We start from the raw sequence: 20,081 nt of genomic DNA, 5'->3' as shown, positions 1-20,081 counted from the left end.
GCACAGTATAAAATTTGTGCACAAATCTCCTATTTTTACTTTTATTTCCAATTGTTTATAAAAGGCAAAAAGACTAAAATAAAATCATCAAGAACGAGGAAACACAAATTAAAAGGAGGAAACAAGTAAATGAGGAAAATGAAAAAAGTGTTATCACTTGCCATGACGGCAGCTATGACAGCCAGTCTTCTGACAGGCATGGGAGCAGTTACAGCTTCTGCGAAGAAATCGGACGATGGAAAAAGAACGAAGATTACTGCTTTATTAAATTCAACAGAATCGACAGAACAGTATCAGGTTTATGACTATTTGTTGAAAAATTTCTGTGATGAGAAAGGCATTGACTATGAAATAGAAATGGTTAATGATAAACAAGATTATTTTACGAAATTACAGATGTATATCAATAGTGATACATTACCAGATATCTTCGGATGCCCCAATGGAACACTTTCTAAAGCATGTAAAGACATTGATGCATTAGTGGATTTAGGTGCTGAGTTAGATCGAAATGGATATGCGGATAAGATGAATGGTGCGGTACGAGATTTCCTTACAGATGCAGATGATGGTAATTTGTATCTTTTCCCACAGGGATTATATTGTGAATTCTTTATGTATAGGAAGGATCTCTTTGAAAAAGCCGGTATTAAAGAAACTCCGACAACATGGAAAGAATTTGAAGAAGACTGTCAGAAACTTGCGGATATAGGAGAAATTCCGGTTATTATCGGTGGTTCAGATGTATGGCAGATTATGAGATATCTTTCATTCTCTCCATGGAGAGTAACAGGTCCGGAATTTATCACTGGATATCAGGCTGGAACAGACTCTTTTGCCAAAAATGAAGCTGCCAAATATGGTGTAAATCTGGTTTATGATCTTGGAACAAAAGGATATTTTGAACCAGGATTTGCAAGTGTAGATTACACTTCAGCCACAAACTTATTCTATGGTGGCACTGGTGGAATTTTCTACAGTGGTTCAGGTCAGATCAATCTTGCTGAGGATATGTATGATGCAGGTCAGATAGGATTTTTCCCTGTGCCTGACACAGAAGAAATGGATAATATGGAGACAAATATTCCAATTCACGCAGGATTTGGTATTGGATATAATAAGGCTACATATGACGACACTATGCAGGAATTCTTTGATTATGCATGTGAACATTATTCAGAGGCTTGTTACAACAAAGGAAATATTTTCTCACCGTTTAACGATGATATTCCAGAAGGACTTCCACAGCTTTTCTATGATCTTCAGCCGTTATTTGAAAATGCTGAAACAGCATGGACCTCATGGGATGATAAGCTTGATTCAGAAAATCTGACCCAAATTGCAGATGAACAGCAGAAACTGGCTCAGGGAATTACCACTCCGGATGAATTTATCGAAACCTGTGATTCTTTTGTAAAAAGTAAGTGATTTTTCAATAATAATAAACAGAGACTGACAGCTGCCTTGTCAGTCTCTTTCAGAGAAAGAGAGGAGGAAGAACTGTGCAGAAAGCATTTGGAAAAAAGTCAGTCATCCTTTTATTCATCTTTCCAGCATTTCTTATTTATACAGCATTTGTAATTGTTTCCATCATATGGGCTGGTTATTATAGCTTTTTTGACTGGGGTGGTGTTGGAGAGAAAGTATTTGTAGGATTAAAAAACTATATAGAACTTGTTACGCAGGATGAAGTTTTCAGAGCTACAATAGGGCATACTCTTGTTTATACTGTAATTAATGTGGCAATTCAGGTATTTGGAGGATTATTATTTGCGATTCTCCTCAGTCGTATTAAAAAAGGAAGAGTTGCTTTACAGACTCTGTATTATATTCCGGTAGTTATCTCTTCTGTAGCGATTTGCCAGATTTTTACAAAGTTATTATCAGTAACTCCAACCGGTATTGTGAATCAGGTATTATCATTCATTGATCCATCTCTGAAACTGATGGAGTGGATTTCCAATCCTCAGATTTCACTGTATGTAACAGCTTTTGTAGAAGCATATAAATACCTGGGACTGTATATGGTTATCTTTTATGCAGCACTGATCGGTGTTCCGGATGAACTGGGAGAAGCAGCACTGATCGATGGAGCATCAACATGGCAGGAATATCTTTATGTAAGAATTCCTTATATTAAACCGGTTATCATTGCAAACTGTCTGCTGGTACTGAATGGTTCCCTGAGATCTTTCGAGTTCTCTTATCTGTTAACACATGGAGGACCGGGAAATGCTTCTGAACTTATGACAACTTATATGTATAAACAGGCGTTCAGCAGTATGAAATATGGTTACGGAAGTTCTGTAGCGATCATGATCGTAATCATCTGTATGGTAGTTGGAATGTTATTCCGTAAATTCACAGGAGGAGGGGATGACGAATGAAAAAGAAAAAACCAACCATTCCGAGCATCATTAAATGGGTTATAGCATTAATCCTTGTTGTGATGCAGGTTTATCCTTTCTTCTATGTATTTACTTCAAGCTTTAAGTCACTGGATGATTTCAGACAGTTACCGGCATATGCACTCCCGTCAAAATGGGTGCTGACAAACTTTATCAATGTTTTTACAAAAAGCCATATGCTGACTTATTTTAAAAACAGTATCATTGTTTTGATCGGTGTATTGATTCCTCTGCTTTTATTTGCATTGATGGCTGGATTTGCATTAAGCAAAATCAAATTCAAAGGCAGAAAATTTGTCCTTAATTATTTCCTTCTTGGATTGATGCTTCCTATGCAGGTTGCACTGATTCCATTGTTTACTATTTTTAATAAGATGGGACTGATCAATACATACCCGGCAATTATTTTGCCACAGATTGCTTTTTCACTGTCTTATTCCATTCAGTTGTTTTATTCATTCAGCAAATTCTTCCCTGAAGAAATGCTGGAAGCAGCGATCATTGATGGATGTTCACCGATAGGATGTTTCTTTAAGATGGTGGTTCCGATGTCACTGAACTCTATTATCACAGTAGCAACCATGCAGGCAGTATTCTGCTGGAATGAGTATATTAATGCTTATACATTTACCAGATCTACAGATATGAAAACCATTACACTTGGTTTAAATGACTTCGTAGGAAGCATGGGACTGACAGACTGGGGTGGTACATTTGCAGCCATCACTGTAACAGTACTTCCGGTATTTATTTTCTACTTCTTCAGCAGCAAGAAGATGCTGGCAGGTATGACAGCAGGTGCAGTAAAAGGTTGATAATATGCAAGAATTACCTGATAACAGTAGTTTGATTTATGAGTAAATAACAGGCTTGCCGGAAAAGTACAAGCAGGCCTGTAAAGTGAAATAAAGTATAAAAAAGGAGATTAAGACTATGCAGAAATTATACTATCAGTTCCCGGGAACATGGTTTGGCGATTGCATGCCATTTGGACATGGAGATAAATTCTATTTATATCATCAGAGAGATACCAGAAAACCGGGACCATTTGGAGAACCATTTGGCTGGGATCTGGCAACAACTTCTGATTTTGTACATTACGAAGATAAAGGTGTGGCAATTCCGAGAGGAACAGATGAAGAGCAGGATCAGTTTATCTTTGCAGGAAGTGTTTTCGAGGCAGAAGGACAGTATCATATTTTCTATACAGGTTATAACCGTGATTATCCGGCACTTGGAAAACCATCTCAGGTTCTGATGCATGCATACAGCGATGATCTTGTAACATGGCACAAAACTCAGGATGCACTTACCTTCACTCCACAGGAAGGCTATGACCCGGATGACTGGAGAGATCCATGGGTGATCCGCGATGAGGAAAATGATCAGTATCTGCTGATCCTTGGTGCAAGATTACAGGGACCAAAGACAAGACAGACAGGAAGAACTGTTAAATTCACATCTAAAGATCTGAAAAACTGGAAGTTTGAAGGAGATTTCTGGGCACCGGATCTTTATACTATGCATGAGATGCCAGACTTATTTAAGATTGGTGACTGGTGGTATCATATTGTGACAGAATACAGTGACAGAAGCAAAATGGTATACCGTATGAGCAAGAGTCTGGAAGGTCCATGGATCGCACCGAAAGATGATGCATTTGACGGCAGATCTTATTATGCAGGACGTACTTTTGAACTGAACGGACAGAGAATCCTCTTTGGCTGGGTTGCTACCAAGGATCAGGATGATGATGACAATAACTTCATCTGGGCAGGAACATTTATGGCACATGAGGTTTACCAGAGAGAAGATGGAACTCTTGGTGTAAGAATTCCGGAAACTGTATGGAATGCATTTGATAAAGAAGAAAAAACAGAAGATTTTGTAATTGATACTCCAACTAAGAGTACAGAAAAAGTAGTTGCAAAAGACACAGGAGATATCTTCAAATTCGAAGCAGATGTGGAATTTACAGAAGGAACCAGAACTTTCGGTGTGAGATTCTATGAAGATGAGGATAAGGCTGAGTCTTATCAGTTCGTATTTAATGTAACAGAAGACAGATATGTATTTGAGAAAAAACCAAACTGGCCATGGCCTGCAAACCAGAATATCGGACTGGAAAGACCGCTGGAGCTGGTACCTGGTAAAAAGTACAATATTAAAATGATCGTAGATGATACAATTGCTACAATCTATGTAGACGGTGTTGCATTAAATGCAAGAGCATATAAACGTCCGGGAGAAAGTCTGTCACTCTTTGCTTCTGAAGGAAGCCTGAAAGTAACTAACTGCAAGGTTACAACCGGATTAAAGAAATAGAGACAGACAGCAATTTAATCGATAAACCGCGGAGCAGTGATTCGGTGTAGAGTAACGTGATGAAGAAATTGCTGTAAATAAAAAAGTTGCTGTGCGTTTCAGTTATAGAAATGCACAGCAGCTTTTTTGCGTTAAGTCGATTGGAAACAACAGATTTAGGGGTTGCTTAATCTTCTAATTTAATCTTCTCCTTAAGAACCACACATCCTGCCATGTCTCCGATAACATTGACGCAGGTTGCGCCCATGTCGCAGAGTGTATTGATGCTGATGTAAACGCCCATAACTCCTGCAGGCAGACCTGCCATGGTTGCCAGGGCTGCGAAGGATGCGATGGCACCGCCAGGGATTCCCGGGGTTCCTACTGACAGGAGTACGTTTGCCAGAAGGATTATGATCATCATGGAAATGCTTACGTTAATTCCGCATGCATTGGCGAAGAACATGATCATGAATGACATCAGGATGGATACGGCATCCATGTTTACAGTAGCGCCAAGAGGAATGGCAATACTTGTGATCTTGTTGGATACGCCCATTTCGTCTTCCATACGCTGTTTACTGATCGGAATGGTCGCTGAACTGGAACAGGTTCCGAATGCGTTCAGAGCTGCAGGAAGCATTGCTTTGAAGAATTTCACAGGGCTTTCTTTGCCGATGAATTTCACGGAGCCGCCGTAAATGACCAGGGCAAATCCGAAGAATGCCACATACAGGATGATCAGCTGAGTTGCCAGTGAAATGATGGTTTCTGTACCGTTGGCTTCTACAACAGGAACGATAGTACAGAATACACCGATAGGTGTGAAGTACATAACTGTGCTGATGACTTTCAGACAGACTTCGTTACAGGAATCGATGACTTTCAGAAGTGCAGTACCCTTTTCGCCGATGGCGATAAGTGTGAAGCCTACGATGACTGCGAATACAAGTACCTGAAGCATATTTCCGTTTGCGAAAGCTGCAACCGGATTGGATGGGATCAGGTTTTTGATGGTGTCCAGAATACTGGTCATCTCAGTTGCCTGAATGTCGGAAGTTGCCATCTCGAATTTAACACCCTCACCGAGATGAATCAGCCGCGGGATGATCAGTCCTGCCAGGCTGGCAAGTGCTGTGGTGCACAGGAAAAAGATCATGGCACCGGCTGTAATCTTGCCGGTTGTGCGGGCATTTCCGATACTGGAGATACCCATGATAATGGAACAGAAGACCAGTGGAAAGATCATCATGTTCAGGGCATTCATGTAAATGCTTCCTATGAGACTTGTGACGGTAAGAACCGGTTCGAAACGGTTTGCCAGAAACAGTCCGGTAATGATACCAAGGATCAGACCGGTAAAGATTGCTGCGGTAATATGTTTTTTATACCACGAATAGAATTTTTTCATTTGTTCCCTCCTCTTTATTTTCATTTCCTGATACCCGAAGGACTATATTGGCAGACGGATTGAGTGATGCGCAAATCTGGTAAAATTTCTGCGGCCTATAACTGTGATAAGATACCGGGTTCAGGAAAAATAGCACGACACTACTTTACCACAATAATGTGTGAATTACAATATTTCCCGCTGTTTTCTTATTTGAGTGGGAGTGTTTCCGAAATGCTCAAGGAACATCCTGCGAAATAGTTTGTAATTGATAAAGCCATGCCGCTCCAAATTGTAACACAGAAAAACAGGCATCGATGATACAGATATCGAAGCCTGTTTTTCTGCGTTGCCGGAAATTATTTTATAATATTCCTGTGACATAAAAAGTCCTATGCAGGCTATTATGATTGTCAGGTGCGGGTGAAGAGGGTATAATAGTTGTAATTATTTAACCAAATCAAGGAAGTCCCTGCTTCAATTGTAAAGAGCAATAAGTAGTGGGTGGGGATTTACTTGTATCAGAAGGAGTGTTTATATGAAACCAACTATTTTATTAATAAATTTTCAGGATCAGCAGAAGCTTCGCAAGTTAAAGATGGCGTTGCTGCCTTTTAAGCTTCGGATTAAAACCATAGAACCCCAGGACTATAGTCAGCCAATCGGATATCTGGCAGGAGTGAAAGAGATTTCTCAGGTACAGATTCCATCAGCGCTGATCCCTCAGGAGCAGATGGAGAAGGAAATGCTGATTCTTGCAGGAATCACGGGGAATCTGTTTGACCAGGTGCTTTACACTCTGCGGAAAGCAGGTACACCTGTGGATTACAAGGCAGTTCTGACGGAGCATAATCAGAACTGGAACTGTATGCAGCTTTATAAAGAACTGGAGAAAGAACATAATATGTATCATCCGTCTTAAATAACATGGATAGTTGGAGGCTTAAGTTATGAAGGTTGTAGTTGCAGTTGATTCATTTAAGGGAAGTATGACTTCCATGGAAGCAGGAATGGCTGTCAAAGAGGGTATTCTTGCAGCAAAGAAGGACGCAGAAGTGGTCGTAAAGCCGTTGGCTGATGGTGGAGAGGGAACTACGGATGCGCTGATCGAAGGCCTGAAGGGAGAGCGTGTGGATGTGACAGTTACAGGTCCTTATCATGAGCCGGTTCAGGCATATTATGGATATCTCAGGGAAAGTAATACCGCAGTTATGGAAATGGCAACAGCAGCAGGTATCACACTTTCAGATAAGAAGGATCCTATGACAGCTACCACCTGTGGTGTGGGAGAGCTGATCCTTCATGCGATCAGCAGGGGTATCCGCAACTTCATTATCGGTATTGGCGGAAGTGCCACTAATGACGGCGGAGTGGGTATGCTGAAAGCACTTGGCTACAGATTTCTGGATGAAAAGGGAGAGAACGCCGGAGAAGGCGGACAGGCACTTGCCAGGATTGCATCTGTAGAAATTTCAGACAAAAAGGAACTTCTTTCCCAGTGTAATTTCAGGATTGCCTGTGATGTGACTAATCCTCTCTGCGGCTCTCAGGGAGCTACCTATATCTATGGACCGCAGAAAGGAGTTACCCCCGATATGCTTCCGGTTCTGGATGCAGGCATGAAAAATTATGCAGAGGTTACTGCCAAAGTGATCGGCAAAGACAATCAGAATGCGACAGGTGCAGGTGCGGCAGGCGGACTTGGATTTGCATTTCTGAATTATCTGGATGGAGAGCTGACGCCAGGAATACAGCTTATTCTGAATGCTGTCCATATAGAGGATGAGATGAAGGATGCAGATGTGGTTGTGACAGGGGAAGGTCGTCTGGATCATCAGACTGCCATGGGAAAAGCCCCGGTGGGCGTTGCGAAGCTTGGCAGGAAATATGGCGCAAAAACCATTGCATTTGCAGGAAGTGTTACGAAGGAGGCAGTTGCCTGCAATGAAGCAGGAATAGATGCTTTCTTTCCAATTGTACGCGGAATTTCCACGCTGGAAGAAGCAATGGATCCGGACACTGCAAAAGCAAATATGGCTGCAGCTGCAGAGCAGGTATTCAGACTGTTGTAATTATTTTTCATAAAAAATCTTCTGAAGCAGATAGGAAATCGATTTGATATGTCTGCACAGGAGATTTTTGTTTGCAGAAATTGCAATGTTGAGAAACTTCAGATGATATAGTAAAATTATTACAGCCAGAGAAAATACTTTGAAAAAAGTTGATTAAAAGATCTAAGGATATGTAAGGGAGAGACAACATGACACTAACACAGATGAATTATATCATCACAATTTCCGAAACTGGTTCATTAAATAAAGCTGCGGAGGCGTTGTATATTTCCCAGCCTTCTCTGACCAATGCAGTGAAGGAACTGGAGAAGGAGCTTGGAATCATTATATTCAACCGCAGCGGTCGTGGTGTGACACTGACCAATGACGGGACAGAATTTCTGATGTATGCCCGTCAGATATACGGACAGTATGAAAGTGTGGTTGAGAAATACAGTGAGGGTGGTTCCTATAAGAAGAAATTTGGCGTTTCCACCCAGCATTATTCTTTTGCAGTGAAAGCATTCGTGGATATGGTGCAGAAGTTTGATGTGTCGGAATATGAATTTGCCATCAGGGAGACAAAGACTGCAGATGTGATCAGTGACGTCAGCACCATGAAAAGCGAGGTGGGAGTACTTTATCTCAGTGATTTCAACAGAAAGGCACTGCTAAAGCTTCTCCACTCTGCGAATCTGGAGTTTCATCATTTGATTGACTGTCAGGCATATGTATATTTGTGGAAAAATCATCCACTGGCAAATGAGAAATCCATCAGCTACAGCCAGTTGGCAAAATACCCCTGCTTGTCCTTCGAACAGGGAGATAAGAGCAGTTTTTATTTGTCAGAGGAGATTCTGTCTACCAATGAATATTCCAGAACAGTTAAGGCTTCAGATCGTGCAACTATGCTGAATCTGATGGTAGGACTTAATGGCTATACCCTGTGTTCAGGGATTATCTGTGAGGAGCTGAATGGCAGTGATTATCTGGCAATTCCCTTCGAAGGGGATGAGCAGAACCAGAACAGCGACATGGAGATTGGCTATATTACCAGAAAGAATTCAATCCTCAGTAAGGTGGGGAATCTGTATGTCTCTTCATTGAAGAAATACCTGGAGCAGAATACTGTTTCTGTGGAGTAATATAACCTGTATATAATCTCACATATCTTTCCGTATATTCTGCTTCCTGTATTTCTGCGGGCTGCAGCCCTTTACTCTGGAGAATACCTTGGCATAGTAGTTGGAGTCTGTGAAGCCGGATTTCTGGGCGACTTCCATAATGCTGTCATCGGAGCTGAGGAGAAATTCAAGGCTCCGTTCCACCCGGTATTCCTGCAGAAATGTAAACAGGGATACGTTCATGTATCTCTTGAATAACCGGCTGCATTCGCTCTCGCAGAGGTGGATTTCCTCTGCGATATCTTTCATCTGGATTTTATTCATGTAATTGTGTTCCAGATAATCCATGATCTCACGCATACGGTTGCGTTCCAGTTTGCTGTGTTCCGTATAGGGGAGGTTCTCCGGAAGATTCTGCAGCATACAGCGCCACAGCTTTTGCAGAGTTCCGGTGATATCCAGTTCGTAAAATTCCTTTTTCTCTTCATACAGAGTTATGATTTCTCTCACATATTCGGAAAAAATTTCATGCCAGGGCTGCGAATAGTCAATGTAGACTGCAGGAAGGGAGAAATTGTGTAAAAATGGCTCCACATATTTCCTGCGCAGGATACTTCCGTAGGAACCATAGATAATCTTTGGTAGAAAAGTGATGGAAACATATTTGCCGTCTTTCATATCTTCCATGAAGCCTGCGTGGAGTACATTGGCATTTCCCAGAAGGATATCTCCTGCTTTCATGTGGTAAGTACACTGGTTTACTTTATAGAGAATCTGTCCATCCAGGACAAGGGTGATTTCTATCTCAGGATGCCAGTGCCAGAGAAAGGAGCCGGATTTGTAGCCGGAAAGTTTCTCGTAGCTTACCAGCAGCGGAAATTCATCACTGCCATGTTTCTTCAGTTCTTTCTGTGAGCCGTCGGTTATGATCTCTGCCATTATATATGCGTCCTCCATTGAGAATATATGATGATCTTTAATTATCCTATCTTATAGCAATTCCGGAAAATATTGCAGACAACCTGCTGCATCAGAGAAAGACCGTTATGCGAAATTGCTGTTGATGACTTATATAATATATTGTACACTTATATAGATATAAACGCAAGATTTTACTATTTTCCCCTTAGATTATCAAGGAATTTTATGACACAGCAGGGTATACTTTAATCCAAGAGTGTAGCTGATAAGGCTGCTCCCAAACTTTCATACACATATTCCCGTCTGCCGCTGGTTTTCACACCTGCACTGCCACTGTAAACCGTGAAAATTGTCAGTACATAGTACTCATAAAACTATGTATCAGCGGTCAGACCGGAAAAATGAACGGAGGATTTTTACAATGAATATTCCAAATAAAAATGAATTGACACGTATTTACGGCGAAGCAGAGAAATCAGCAGCACGTTTTCAGGCTGTAGCTGATCATTTCGCAGAAATTTACCATCATGATATAGCAGAATTTTTTACAGCACCGGGAAGAACAGAGATCATCGGAAACCATACAGATCATAATGGCGGTCGCGTAATCGCAGGCAGTATTGACATGGATACCATCGGTGCAGCTTACCCGAACAACAGCAGTGTTATCCGTATCACAAGTGAAGGATATGATAAGGAAGTTGTCGTAGACATCAATGATCTTGCCAGCGTACCGAAGGCTCAGGGAACCGTATCTCTGGTAGCAGGTATGGTGGAAGCTATTCAGAAATTCGGTTTTAAAGTAGCCGGTTTTGATGCTTATGTGACCACAAATGTAATCCGCGCAGCAGGTGTAAGCTCTTCTGCATCTTTCGAAATGCTGGTATGTTCCATCATTAATTATTTCTTTAATGATGGTGCAATGACATACATCAACTATGCAAAAGCAGGACAGTATGCTGAGAATGTTTACTGGCTGAAGGCTTCCGGATTAATGGATCAGCTTGCATGTGCTGTTGGCGGACCGATCCTTCTGGACTTCTCAGACAGAGAGAATCCAAAATATGAGAAAGTAAACTTCTCTTTCCATGATTATAATCATCATCTTGTAATCGTTAATACAGGAAAAGGTCATGCTGATTTAAGTGAAGAATACTCTGAGATCCCTATGGAAATGAAAGAAGCAGCCAAGGCAGCAGGAGCAGAGCTTCTCTGTGAGACAACTCTTGAGAAAGTGCTTGCAAATATGGATAAGATCGATAATGACAGAGCAATCTTAAGAGCGATTCATTTCTTCAAAGAGAACGAACGTGTAGAGAGAGCCGCAAAAGCAGTTGAAGAGAAAGATGGTGAGACTGTACTGAAGCTTCTCAGTGAATCCGGAAAATCTTCCTGGGAATTACTTCAGAACTGCTATCCGATCAAAGCATATACAGAGCAGAAGATTTCTGTTGCGCTTGCTCTTACAGATCTCTTCCTTGAGAAACTGGGCAAAGGTATCTGCCGTATCCATGGAGGCGGATTTGCCGGTGTTATCATGTGCGTAGTGCCGGAAGAAGAAACAGAGAACTATGTTTCCTATATTTCTGAATTTGCCGGAAAAGAGAACGTATATCCAATGAATATCCGCGCAGTAGGTGCAGTACATATTGAAAAGTAAATATGCCGCAAAAGGTGTTACTGAACATAAAATTATGAGCAGCCAGCGAAGCGGATTGTGAATATCTGTTTGACAAATATTGAGTTAGATGTTATCAGGAAAAACAGGCAGCAGTAAGGTGGATTGGATTGACATACACTGTACTGCTGTTTTTTTGATGGAAGTTTCCTGTTTTGCTTTTCAATGCAAAATTCCTGTATTATAATTGTGATAATGTATAATTATGATAAGAATATATGGTGATTTTTTGTAGATAATGCATTTTGTATCTGTTTATCAGAATGTGAAATTTACAGGAATTGCTACAGAATTATCAGGTATCTAACCGAATAAACTGCGGAGCAGTTATTCGATGTAGAGCCGCATAACAAAGCGGATGATTTTTATCCGCTTGACATGAGGGGGAAGGAATAATGAAAAAAAGGTGGACAATGCGGAGGGCACTGCTTGTTCTGTGCATTGCAAGTGTAGTGTTCGCACTTCTTCTGCAGACATTTCTGTTTCATCAGTCCCTGCGCAGACAGATTCGGGCAGAGAGCATTTCAGATCATGAGATTTCTCTGAATAAAATGCAGACAGATCTGTCTAATTTTATCCACACAATACGAGGGGAAATGCTTACGATCTACAGTGAGCAGGATCTTATCGCAGCTATGCGTGAAGCTGCGGAAAAAGATACAGACATGAAGGATTATTACTGGAGAAGCTGGTATTTTGCAAGGAAGCGTTTTACAAAGGAGGATCAGCTTCTTGCCATGTATCTTTATGATACAAAGGATCATCTGATCAGTAGCTACCGCTACAATTCAGTTACATATCCCAAAGATATTTACAGGGCAGAGTATGATGATAATTCAGAACGGGTTTATGATTATGTGCATGGAAAACGTACAGATCTGATGATTTCCGGATATCACAATTCTGCCGCAAAGAAAGATATTGTGCGATTTGTGCTGAAACTGCATAATTATGATGCAGACAGGAATGCCCTGGGGTATCTGGTCTGTGATATTAACAGTGCGGCACTTACTTCTATTATGGCTAAATATGTAGATGTAGAGCAGGTATGTCTGTGGCTGCAGCCATTAAATGACCGGGTGATCGCAATGACCGGGGAGGCTTCAGAGAGTCAGTGCAGAATCCAGAAACAGCTTGCAAAGGTTGTACAAAGTCATTATAAATCCGGTGAACTGGAACAGGAGTATGATGGGAATTATCTGATCCAGGTGTCTCAGGAGAATTATAATCTGGAGGCATTTGTGCTTGTCTCACAGTCTCTTCTCACTGCAACGCAGAAGACACTGATCCGAACACTTCTTATTATAATGGGAGCCATGATCCTTGCAATTATGGTGATCGTATTGTTTGTGTCTCAGTGGATGACAAAGCCTGTAGAAGAGATGAGCAGCACTATCACGCGGATCAAGGACGGAGAAACCCAGCTTCGGGTGCAGCCCGTAGGATGGTCCCAGGAGCTGACTACGCTGGGTACGGAATTTAATGAAATGCTTGACCGTATGCAGGTCATGGCGCAGGAAGAACTGCAGCATAAAATGCTGGTAGAGCGTACGGAATACAAAATGCTGCAGGCGCAGATCAATCCCCATTTCCTCTATAATACACTGGATACCATGAGCGGGATTGCCAATGCTCAGAACTGTCCGATGGTAAGCGGTATGTGTCATTCACTGTCTGCAATTTTCCGCTACAGCCTGAATATGACAGATGAGCTTTCCACTGTGCAGAATGAGATGGCGCATGTGAGAAATTATCTCTATGTTATGGATGTGAGAAATGGCTCAACGATAGCTTACGATTATCAGATTGACAGCGATACACTGGCAGATCAGATGCCGCGTATCTGCATCCAGCCGGTTGTGGAGAATGCACTTACACATGGTCTCAGAAACGTCCGCCGTAAGGACAAAAAGCTTCTGATCCGTTCAGAACATGTGAATGAGAATCTGGTGATCACAGTTCAGGATAATGGTGCGGGAATGGATGCGGAATCTATGAACCGTCTGCTGGATCAGAATGATATGAAACGTGTGGAATCCGGCATTTCCATTGGAATCCTGAATGTTAATGCGCGTCTGAAGAGGCTTTTCGGAGAGAAATACGGACTGCATATTGAAAGTACAGCAGGCGAGGGGACAACTGTGACGATCACAGTCCCGGCTGTTTCTACGGAGAATTCCGGTGATATGGAAAATGTGTAACTGTTCAGTACCTTCACAGTTACGAGCCAAAATGCATTAAAAATCACCTGCGGTGATGGCATTTTGGCTTGTATGTCTCGGGATTTTGGTACTTACGTGCCAAAACACCTCGCGGGATAGTAGACTACTGAATAGTTACGAAAATGTTCAAAAATGAGCAAGGAGAGAGACAATGAAAAATATGAAATATAAGGTTCTTGCTGCAGATGATGAATTCTGGAGCAGGGAAAATATCCGGAACCTGATACCATGGGAGGAGTATTCCCTGGAATTTCTGGAGCCTGCATGTGACGGGGAAGAGGTTATAGAGAGGATTGCCGAAGAAAAACCGGATATTATTCTCACAGATATTAATATGCCATTTCTGAGCGGTCTGGAATTGCTGCAGCGTTTGCAGAATGAATACCCTGAAATCATTACCATTGCCATCAGTGGCTATGATGACTTTGATAAGGTAAAGGGTGTATTTGTTTCCGGCGGCCTGGATTATCTTCTGAAGCCTGTGGGAAAAGAAGAGATGGTAAAGGTTCTTACCAAGGCACTGGGACTTCTGGAAGAGCGGGAGAATACAAAAAAGCAGGATGAGACCAGCAAGCTTCAGAAACATAAGCTGTCATCATTTCTGGAAGACAGTGAATACTCGGCACTGCTTTCCGGAAAACTGTACGGGCAGTCAGCATCCCAGACTCATGTATCCAGCACGAATACATTTTCGGAAGTAGCCACACTGATGGTTAAATTTTACAATATTACAGAGATTGCGGAGCAGTTTGAACATGATAATCTGCAGATGTCCTGGAATATCAAGTCCAGATTGAGAGAATTGACCGGTCTGGAGGAGAATGCGATTATTTTTAACAACAGCAATAAGATGAGTGAATTTCTTATTGTAAAGACTGCTGATGCAAAGGAATTCAGAGCACTGGCGGAAAATATTCTGAAGGAGTTTCCGCTGGAAGAATACGGCCCTGTTTCTGTTGTACTCCATGAGCAGACAAGTTCACTGGATGATATCGGTACAGTTTACAGAGAACTGATCTCAACACTGATTACCCGTCCGTTTAACAGGGAACACAGTATCCTTTCCTGTCCGGAAGAGAAAACCGGAGAGCTGCCAAGAAACAGCGAAACGCAGATGGTTGGGAAATCAGCACCTGCACATATGGAGACGGAGTTGTACCATCTGTTGACAACGGGACAGAAGGCAGAGGCAGAGAAGCTGATCTTTAAGACCTGTAATTTCAGACAGTGTGATGATGGAAACTGGACTTACCTGGATGTGAAACAGTATGCGGGCAGGATTACAGGAATCCTTTACCGTTATGTTCAGGAGAAATGTCCGGAGCTTACCGCACAGGCAGAGGAAGCCATGGATAACATTGATTATTATATGAAATGTCTCAATGCGCCGTCTCTGCTCGCCTCCCTGAAAATCCTGCTGGACAGCTTATGGGAGAGCGGAGAAGATAAAAGCTCTGATGCAGGTTCTATTATGCAGCAGGTAGAGCAGATCCATAAATATATTGAGCGTTCCTATCATGAGAATATTACACTCACTGCTCTAGCAGAACAGTATCATATGGATGCAAGCTATCTCTCCAGGATTTTCAGTCAGAAATACGGTGAGACGATTATTGCATTTCTTACCAGAATCCGGATGGAGAAAGCGGCAGAGCTTATGAAAGATCAGGACAAGAAGCTGGAGACGATTTCGTTTCTGGTGGGATATGATGATTATAACTACTTCAGCAGAGTGTTCCGAAAGAAGGTGGGATGCAGCCCGAGGGAGTATCGGAATAAGTTTACACAATTATAATATGGAAGAAACTCAGGTAGAATTGAGTGGACAGTAACGAAAGCGGAAGTCCTCTGTATGGCGGTTCTTATCGAATCGAATGGATACAGAGGACTTTTTGGGAAGATATCTTTGCCGTGCGTCAGCACGCCTGCAGGTATCTTCTTTGTCCTTCGCACTCTGCTGAACTGTCTTGATTGCATTATTTTATGGAATTGCTATAATCAATAGAGAAAACATACAAGTTACTGGCATTTTGCCTGACTTGTTCATATTTTATCCAACTTTTATATATAAACTGGTCAAAAATGTGCAACAAAATTTTCCAAATATGTCCTAACTGACCAAAGGCAAAGTATGGTTTAATATAATCACAGAGGAACGGAAAGCCCGGAAAAACTTCCGTTCAAAAAAATAAGAAACTAAGATTTTTCAAGGAGGGTTTTACAACATGAAAAAAAGAATGAGAAAAGCAGTCGCTATCGCAGCAACAGCAGCAATGGTTGGTTCTTTACCGGCAGGTGCAGTTACAGCACAGGCAGCCGATGACGACATCACAATCGGCGTATCAATCTGGAGCTCCACAGACGTACTTGGAAGCCAGAGTAAAAAAATCATTGACAAAGCAGCAGATGCTCTTGGTGTTAATGTAATGTATGTTGACCAGGGCCACGTATCTGAGCAGGTTACAGCTTCTGTTGAACAGCTTTGCGCAGCAGGATGTAACGGTATCGTAATCTGTAACTCTGCAGACTCCGAAATGACATCTGCCATCCAGACATGTGATGCAAATCAGGTTTACCTTACACAGTTCTACCGTATTATCTCCGAAGAGAACAGCCCTGAAGTATATCAGACAGCATGCAACTCACAGTATTATCTTGGTGCAGTTCATGAAGACGAAGTAACAAACGGATATACACTGGTTAACCTGCTTCTTGAGAACGGTGACAGAAACATCGGCCTTGAGGCATGGACAGTTGGTGATGCTACCTTCCAGCAGAGATGGAAAGGTTACAAACAGGCAGTTGACGAATGGAATGAAGCTAACCCGGATGATCAGGCAACAATCACAGAGCCTGTATATGCTAACACATCTTCCGAAGAAGGTGCAGCAGCAGCTCTTTCCCTTTACAACTCCAACCCTGATATGGACGCTCTGATCGTTGCGGGCGGCGGCGGTGACCCACTTGTTGGTTCTATCGGTGCTCTGGCAAACGAAGGACTTACAGGAAAGATCGACGTTGTTTCCACAGACTTCCTTGATGACCTTGGCGAGCAGCTTGAATCAGGCGGAATGTTTGCTGAATCAGGCGGACACTTCTGCGACCCGTTATATGCATTCCTTATCACATATAACGCAATCAAAGGCAACTATGTAAAAGATGAAGGATCCTTCGGATACGAAATCCAGTTCCCATACCTGTATGTATCTTCTTCCGAAGACTATGAAAACTACAAGAAATACTTTGTAGATGACGATCCATACACAGATGAAGAGCTTGTGGAATTAGCAGGATACAGCTTTGATGATCTGAACAAAGCAGCTACATCACTTTCTATTGAGGATGTTATTTCCCGTCACAGCAACTAATATGATGAACTTATGCTCCACTGCCTTTTCTCCAAAGGGCAGTGGAGAAACTTTTAAGAGGTAATTGTCAGTGCCCGCTCGAAGCAAAAGGCCAAACCCTGATGAAGCGTGTGACCTCCTGCTTTTGGCGGGCGATGAATTGGATAAGGAGAATGGTTATGAAAAAACTCAAACAAAGCCAGTATTATGGAATCGGCCTTCTGGTTCTTATGCTTGTAGTTTTCTGGGCAGTATTTAAAGTACTTGCACCGACTACTTTCGGTTCCCCGGAGAAACTGGCCACTTACATGAAATCAGCATTAATTTACGCAGTTGGCGGATGTGGCCTCTACTTTATCTGCGTAATGGGACCTTTCGATATGAGCGTTGGTGCCAATATCGTACTTTCATCCATTATCGCCTGCAATGCAAGTGAGAAATTCGGTTATGCCGGTCTTATCATTGCACCGCTGATCTGTGGTACGATCATTGGTCTCATCAATGGTATTGTTTATATTAAATTACATATCTCTTCCCTGATCGTTACATGTGCCCTGTCCCTGATATACGAGGCGTTCAGTGTATACGCCACAAACGGAAAGAACGTAATACTTTCAGCAGACTACAGAGCATTTGGTGATTATCCGGTCAACCTGATCCTGGCACTGATCGCATATCTGCTTTGCGCATTCATTTTGAAATATACAAAAATCGGTACTTATACTTACGCCATCGGAAGTAACGAAGTTGTAGCCAAGAACATGGGTGTAAATGTTCCGAAATATAAGATCGTAGCATTTACTCTTGCAGGATTTTTCTTCGGACTTCAGGCAATCCTGACAATCAGTTTTGGTACTTCCATGACATCAGCTTCCAACCTTTCCTCTATGAGCCGTAACTTTACTCCTCTGATGGGAACATTCTTTGGACTGGCATTTAAGAAATATGGCCATCCGGTTATCGCTATTGTAATCGGTGAAATGATCATTCAGCTTATGTTCAACGGTTTCGTTGCACTGGGAGCTCCGACTACGATCCAGAACGTAGTAACAGGTGTTGCTCTGCTGGTTATCGTTGCACTGACAACTAAACCGGTTAAAGGTCTTGTAGTAAAATAAGGAGAACGATTATGGGTGAAATATTATTAAGAGCAGAAAATATTGATAAACATTTTGGCATCACACACGCCCTGGACAACGTTTCCTTTACCTTTAATAAAGGTGAGATCCACGCACTGATCGGTGAAAACGGTTCCGGTAAATCTACATTAACATCCTGCCTGACAGGTATTTACCAGAAAGATTCCGGCAAGTTTATCCTTGAAGGAAAAGAGATCACCGCAACCAACCAGGTTGAAGCCAACCATCAGGGTGTAGCCATTATCGTACAGGAGATCGGAACACTTTCCGGACTGACTGTAGCAGAGAATATTTTCCTTGGAAACGAGGATCAGTTTACTAAATGTGGTATCAAAAATACCGCAGCAATGAACAAGAAAGCCCAGGAATATCTGGACAGTTACGGATTCAACTATATTGATGCAACTAAGGTGATCGATGATTACAACTTCGAGGATCGTAAGCTGGTAGAGATCGTAAAATCTACCTACTTTAATCCGAAGGTTCTGGTTGTAGACGAGACAACAACAGCACTTGGACAGAAAGGCCGTGAAGAGCTTTTCAAGGTAATGCACAAGGTTCGTGACACAGGAAACTGCGTAATCTTTATTTCCCATGACCTTGAGGAGGTTATCGAGCAGTCTGATAATATCAGTGTACTTCGAGATGGTGTGAAGATCGGTTCCATCACAAAGGAAGAAGCTACACCTGACAGACTGAAAGCCTTAATGGTAGGCCGTGAGATCGGTGACAGCTACTATCGTACAGACTACGGTGAAAAAGTATCTGACGAAGTTGTTCTTTCTGCAAAGAACGTGACAGTAAAAGGGCAGATCGAGAACCTGAACCTTGATCTTCACAAAGGTGAGATCCTTGGTATCGGAGGACTTTCCGAATGCGGTATGCATGAGGTTGGAAAGGCACTCTTCGGAGCTTCCTATTTCCGCCAGGGAAGTGTAACTCTGGGAGACGGCACACCGATCAATTCCATTCCGGATGCCATCAAACACAGTATTGCCTATGCTTCCAAAGACAGAGACAATGAATCTCTGGTCATCAATGATACAATTGGCGATAACATCTGTCTTCCATCTCTGGAGGATCTGAAGACTCATGGATTCCTTCGTGCAAAGACAATGAATGAATTTGCCAATAAATTTGCAAAACAGATGAGTACAAAAATGACAGGCGTTGACCAGTTTGTATCCGCTCTTTCCGGCGGTAACAAACAGAAAGTCGTTCTTGCACGCTGGGTTGGTAAGGACTCCGACCTGATCATCCTTGACTCCCCTACACGTGGTATTGATGTCAAAGTTAAAGCTGATATCTACGCCATGATGGACGATATGAGAAAAAGAGGAAAATCCATTATTATGATCTCTGAGGAAATCATGGAGCTTCTGGGTATGGCAGACCGTATCCTGATCATGAAGGACGGTAAGATCAATGGTGAATTCCTTCGCTCTCCGGATCTGAAAGACACAGATCTGATTGACAATATGATTTAAGGGGGTAAAA

Annotated in this window: 15 protein-coding genes; 13 read left to right on the top strand and 2 right to left on the bottom strand. The window is 42.1% G+C overall.

All coding sequences use genetic code 11. The annotated features are described in order from the left end of the window. Positions 1-129 precede the first annotated feature (129 nt). The 4 genes from AC075J_RS14515 (at position 130) to AC075J_RS14500 (ending at position 4,733) form a co-directional block, all read left to right on the top strand. On the top strand, positions 130-1,428 hold the full coding sequence (locus tag AC075J_RS14515; RefSeq protein ID WP_055057832.1) for an ABC transporter substrate-binding protein: 1,299 nt from the start codon (positions 130-132) through the stop codon (positions 1,426-1,428). A 74-nt stretch (positions 1,429-1,502) separates the two neighbouring features. Then, positions 1,503-2,387 (top strand): carbohydrate ABC transporter permease, encoded by an 885-nt coding sequence (locus tag AC075J_RS14510; RefSeq protein ID WP_025580898.1) that lies wholly within the window; start codon positions 1,503-1,505, stop codon positions 2,385-2,387. Continuing rightward, positions 2,384-3,223: a carbohydrate ABC transporter permease gene (locus tag AC075J_RS14505; protein ID WP_008705243.1), complete on the top strand. Its 840-nt coding sequence runs from the start codon at positions 2,384-2,386 to the stop codon at positions 3,221-3,223. Before AC075J_RS14510 ends, AC075J_RS14505 begins: the two co-directional genes overlap by 4 nt. A 118-nt stretch (positions 3,224-3,341) precedes the next feature. Then, on the top strand, positions 3,342-4,733 hold the full coding sequence (locus tag AC075J_RS14500) for a GH32 C-terminal domain-containing protein (RefSeq protein ID WP_025580901.1): 1,392 nt from the start codon (positions 3,342-3,344) through the stop codon (positions 4,731-4,733). A 166-nt stretch (positions 4,734-4,899) separates the two neighbouring features. Here AC075J_RS14500 and AC075J_RS14495 read toward each other — a convergent pair whose 3' ends face one another. Further along, a complete protein-coding gene (locus AC075J_RS14495; protein ID WP_055059720.1) occupies positions 4,900-6,123 on the bottom strand; it encodes a dicarboxylate/amino acid:cation symporter in 1,224 nt (407 codons plus the stop codon). 517 nt (positions 6,124-6,640) lie between these two features. Between AC075J_RS14495 and AC075J_RS14490 the strand changes: the two genes are divergently transcribed. The 3 genes from AC075J_RS14490 (at position 6,641) to AC075J_RS14480 (ending at position 9,298) form a co-directional block, all read left to right on the top strand. Beyond that, a complete protein-coding gene (locus AC075J_RS14490; protein WP_055200934.1) occupies positions 6,641-7,024 on the top strand; it encodes a DUF3783 domain-containing protein in 384 nt (127 codons plus the stop codon). A 28-nt stretch (positions 7,025-7,052) separates the two neighbouring features. Next, the gene (locus AC075J_RS14485) at positions 7,053-8,174 is read left to right on the top strand and encodes a glycerate kinase family protein (protein WP_476390461.1); all 1,122 of its coding nucleotides are present in this window, start codon (positions 7,053-7,055) and stop codon (positions 8,172-8,174) included. Between the two features lie 188 nt (positions 8,175-8,362). Next, on the top strand, positions 8,363-9,298 hold the full coding sequence (locus AC075J_RS14480; protein WP_022380974.1) for a LysR family transcriptional regulator: 936 nt from the start codon (positions 8,363-8,365) through the stop codon (positions 9,296-9,298). Between the two features lie 18 nt (positions 9,299-9,316). Here the strand turns inward: AC075J_RS14480 and AC075J_RS14475 are convergent, their stop codons facing one another. Continuing rightward, positions 9,317-10,216, bottom strand: a complete 900-nt coding sequence (locus AC075J_RS14475; protein ID WP_022380973.1) for an AraC family transcriptional regulator — start codon at positions 10,214-10,216, stop codon at positions 9,317-9,319. A gap of 403 nt (positions 10,217-10,619) precedes the next feature. Between AC075J_RS14475 and AC075J_RS14470 the strand changes: the two genes are divergently transcribed. The 6 genes from AC075J_RS14470 to AC075J_RS14445 all read left to right on the top strand — a co-directional run bounded on the left by AC075J_RS14470 (position 10,620) and on the right by AC075J_RS14445 (position 20,071). Then, complete coding sequence (locus tag AC075J_RS14470) at positions 10,620-11,858, top strand: galactokinase (RefSeq protein WP_022380972.1); 1,239 nt, start codon at positions 10,620-10,622, stop codon at positions 11,856-11,858. A gap of 413 nt (positions 11,859-12,271) precedes the next feature. Then, complete coding sequence (locus AC075J_RS14465; protein ID WP_476390460.1) at positions 12,272-14,077, top strand: sensor histidine kinase; 1,806 nt, start codon at positions 12,272-12,274, stop codon at positions 14,075-14,077. 172 nt (positions 14,078-14,249) lie between these two features. Continuing rightward, positions 14,250-15,893, top strand: a complete 1,644-nt coding sequence (locus AC075J_RS14460; RefSeq protein ID WP_476390459.1) for an AraC family transcriptional regulator — start codon at positions 14,250-14,252, stop codon at positions 15,891-15,893. Positions 15,894-16,323: 430 nt separating this feature from the next. Then, positions 16,324-17,466, top strand: coding sequence for a sugar ABC transporter substrate-binding protein (locus AC075J_RS14455; RefSeq protein WP_008705211.1), 1,143 nt, complete (start codon positions 16,324-16,326; stop codon positions 17,464-17,466). 158 nt (positions 17,467-17,624) lie between these two features. Beyond that, positions 17,625-18,563: an ABC transporter permease gene (locus AC075J_RS14450; RefSeq protein ID WP_055059727.1), complete on the top strand. Its 939-nt coding sequence runs from the start codon at positions 17,625-17,627 to the stop codon at positions 18,561-18,563. An 11-nt stretch (positions 18,564-18,574) separates the two neighbouring features. Then, the gene (locus AC075J_RS14445; protein WP_055059728.1) at positions 18,575-20,071 is read left to right on the top strand and encodes a sugar ABC transporter ATP-binding protein; all 1,497 of its coding nucleotides are present in this window, start codon (positions 18,575-18,577) and stop codon (positions 20,069-20,071) included. Positions 20,072-20,081 lie beyond the last annotated feature (10 nt).

The organism is Blautia sp. ZXY-1-C6, assembly GCF_056339875.1.
The sequence above is the reverse complement of the archived record's forward strand: the minus strand, read 5'-3'. Positions and strand labels throughout refer to the sequence as shown.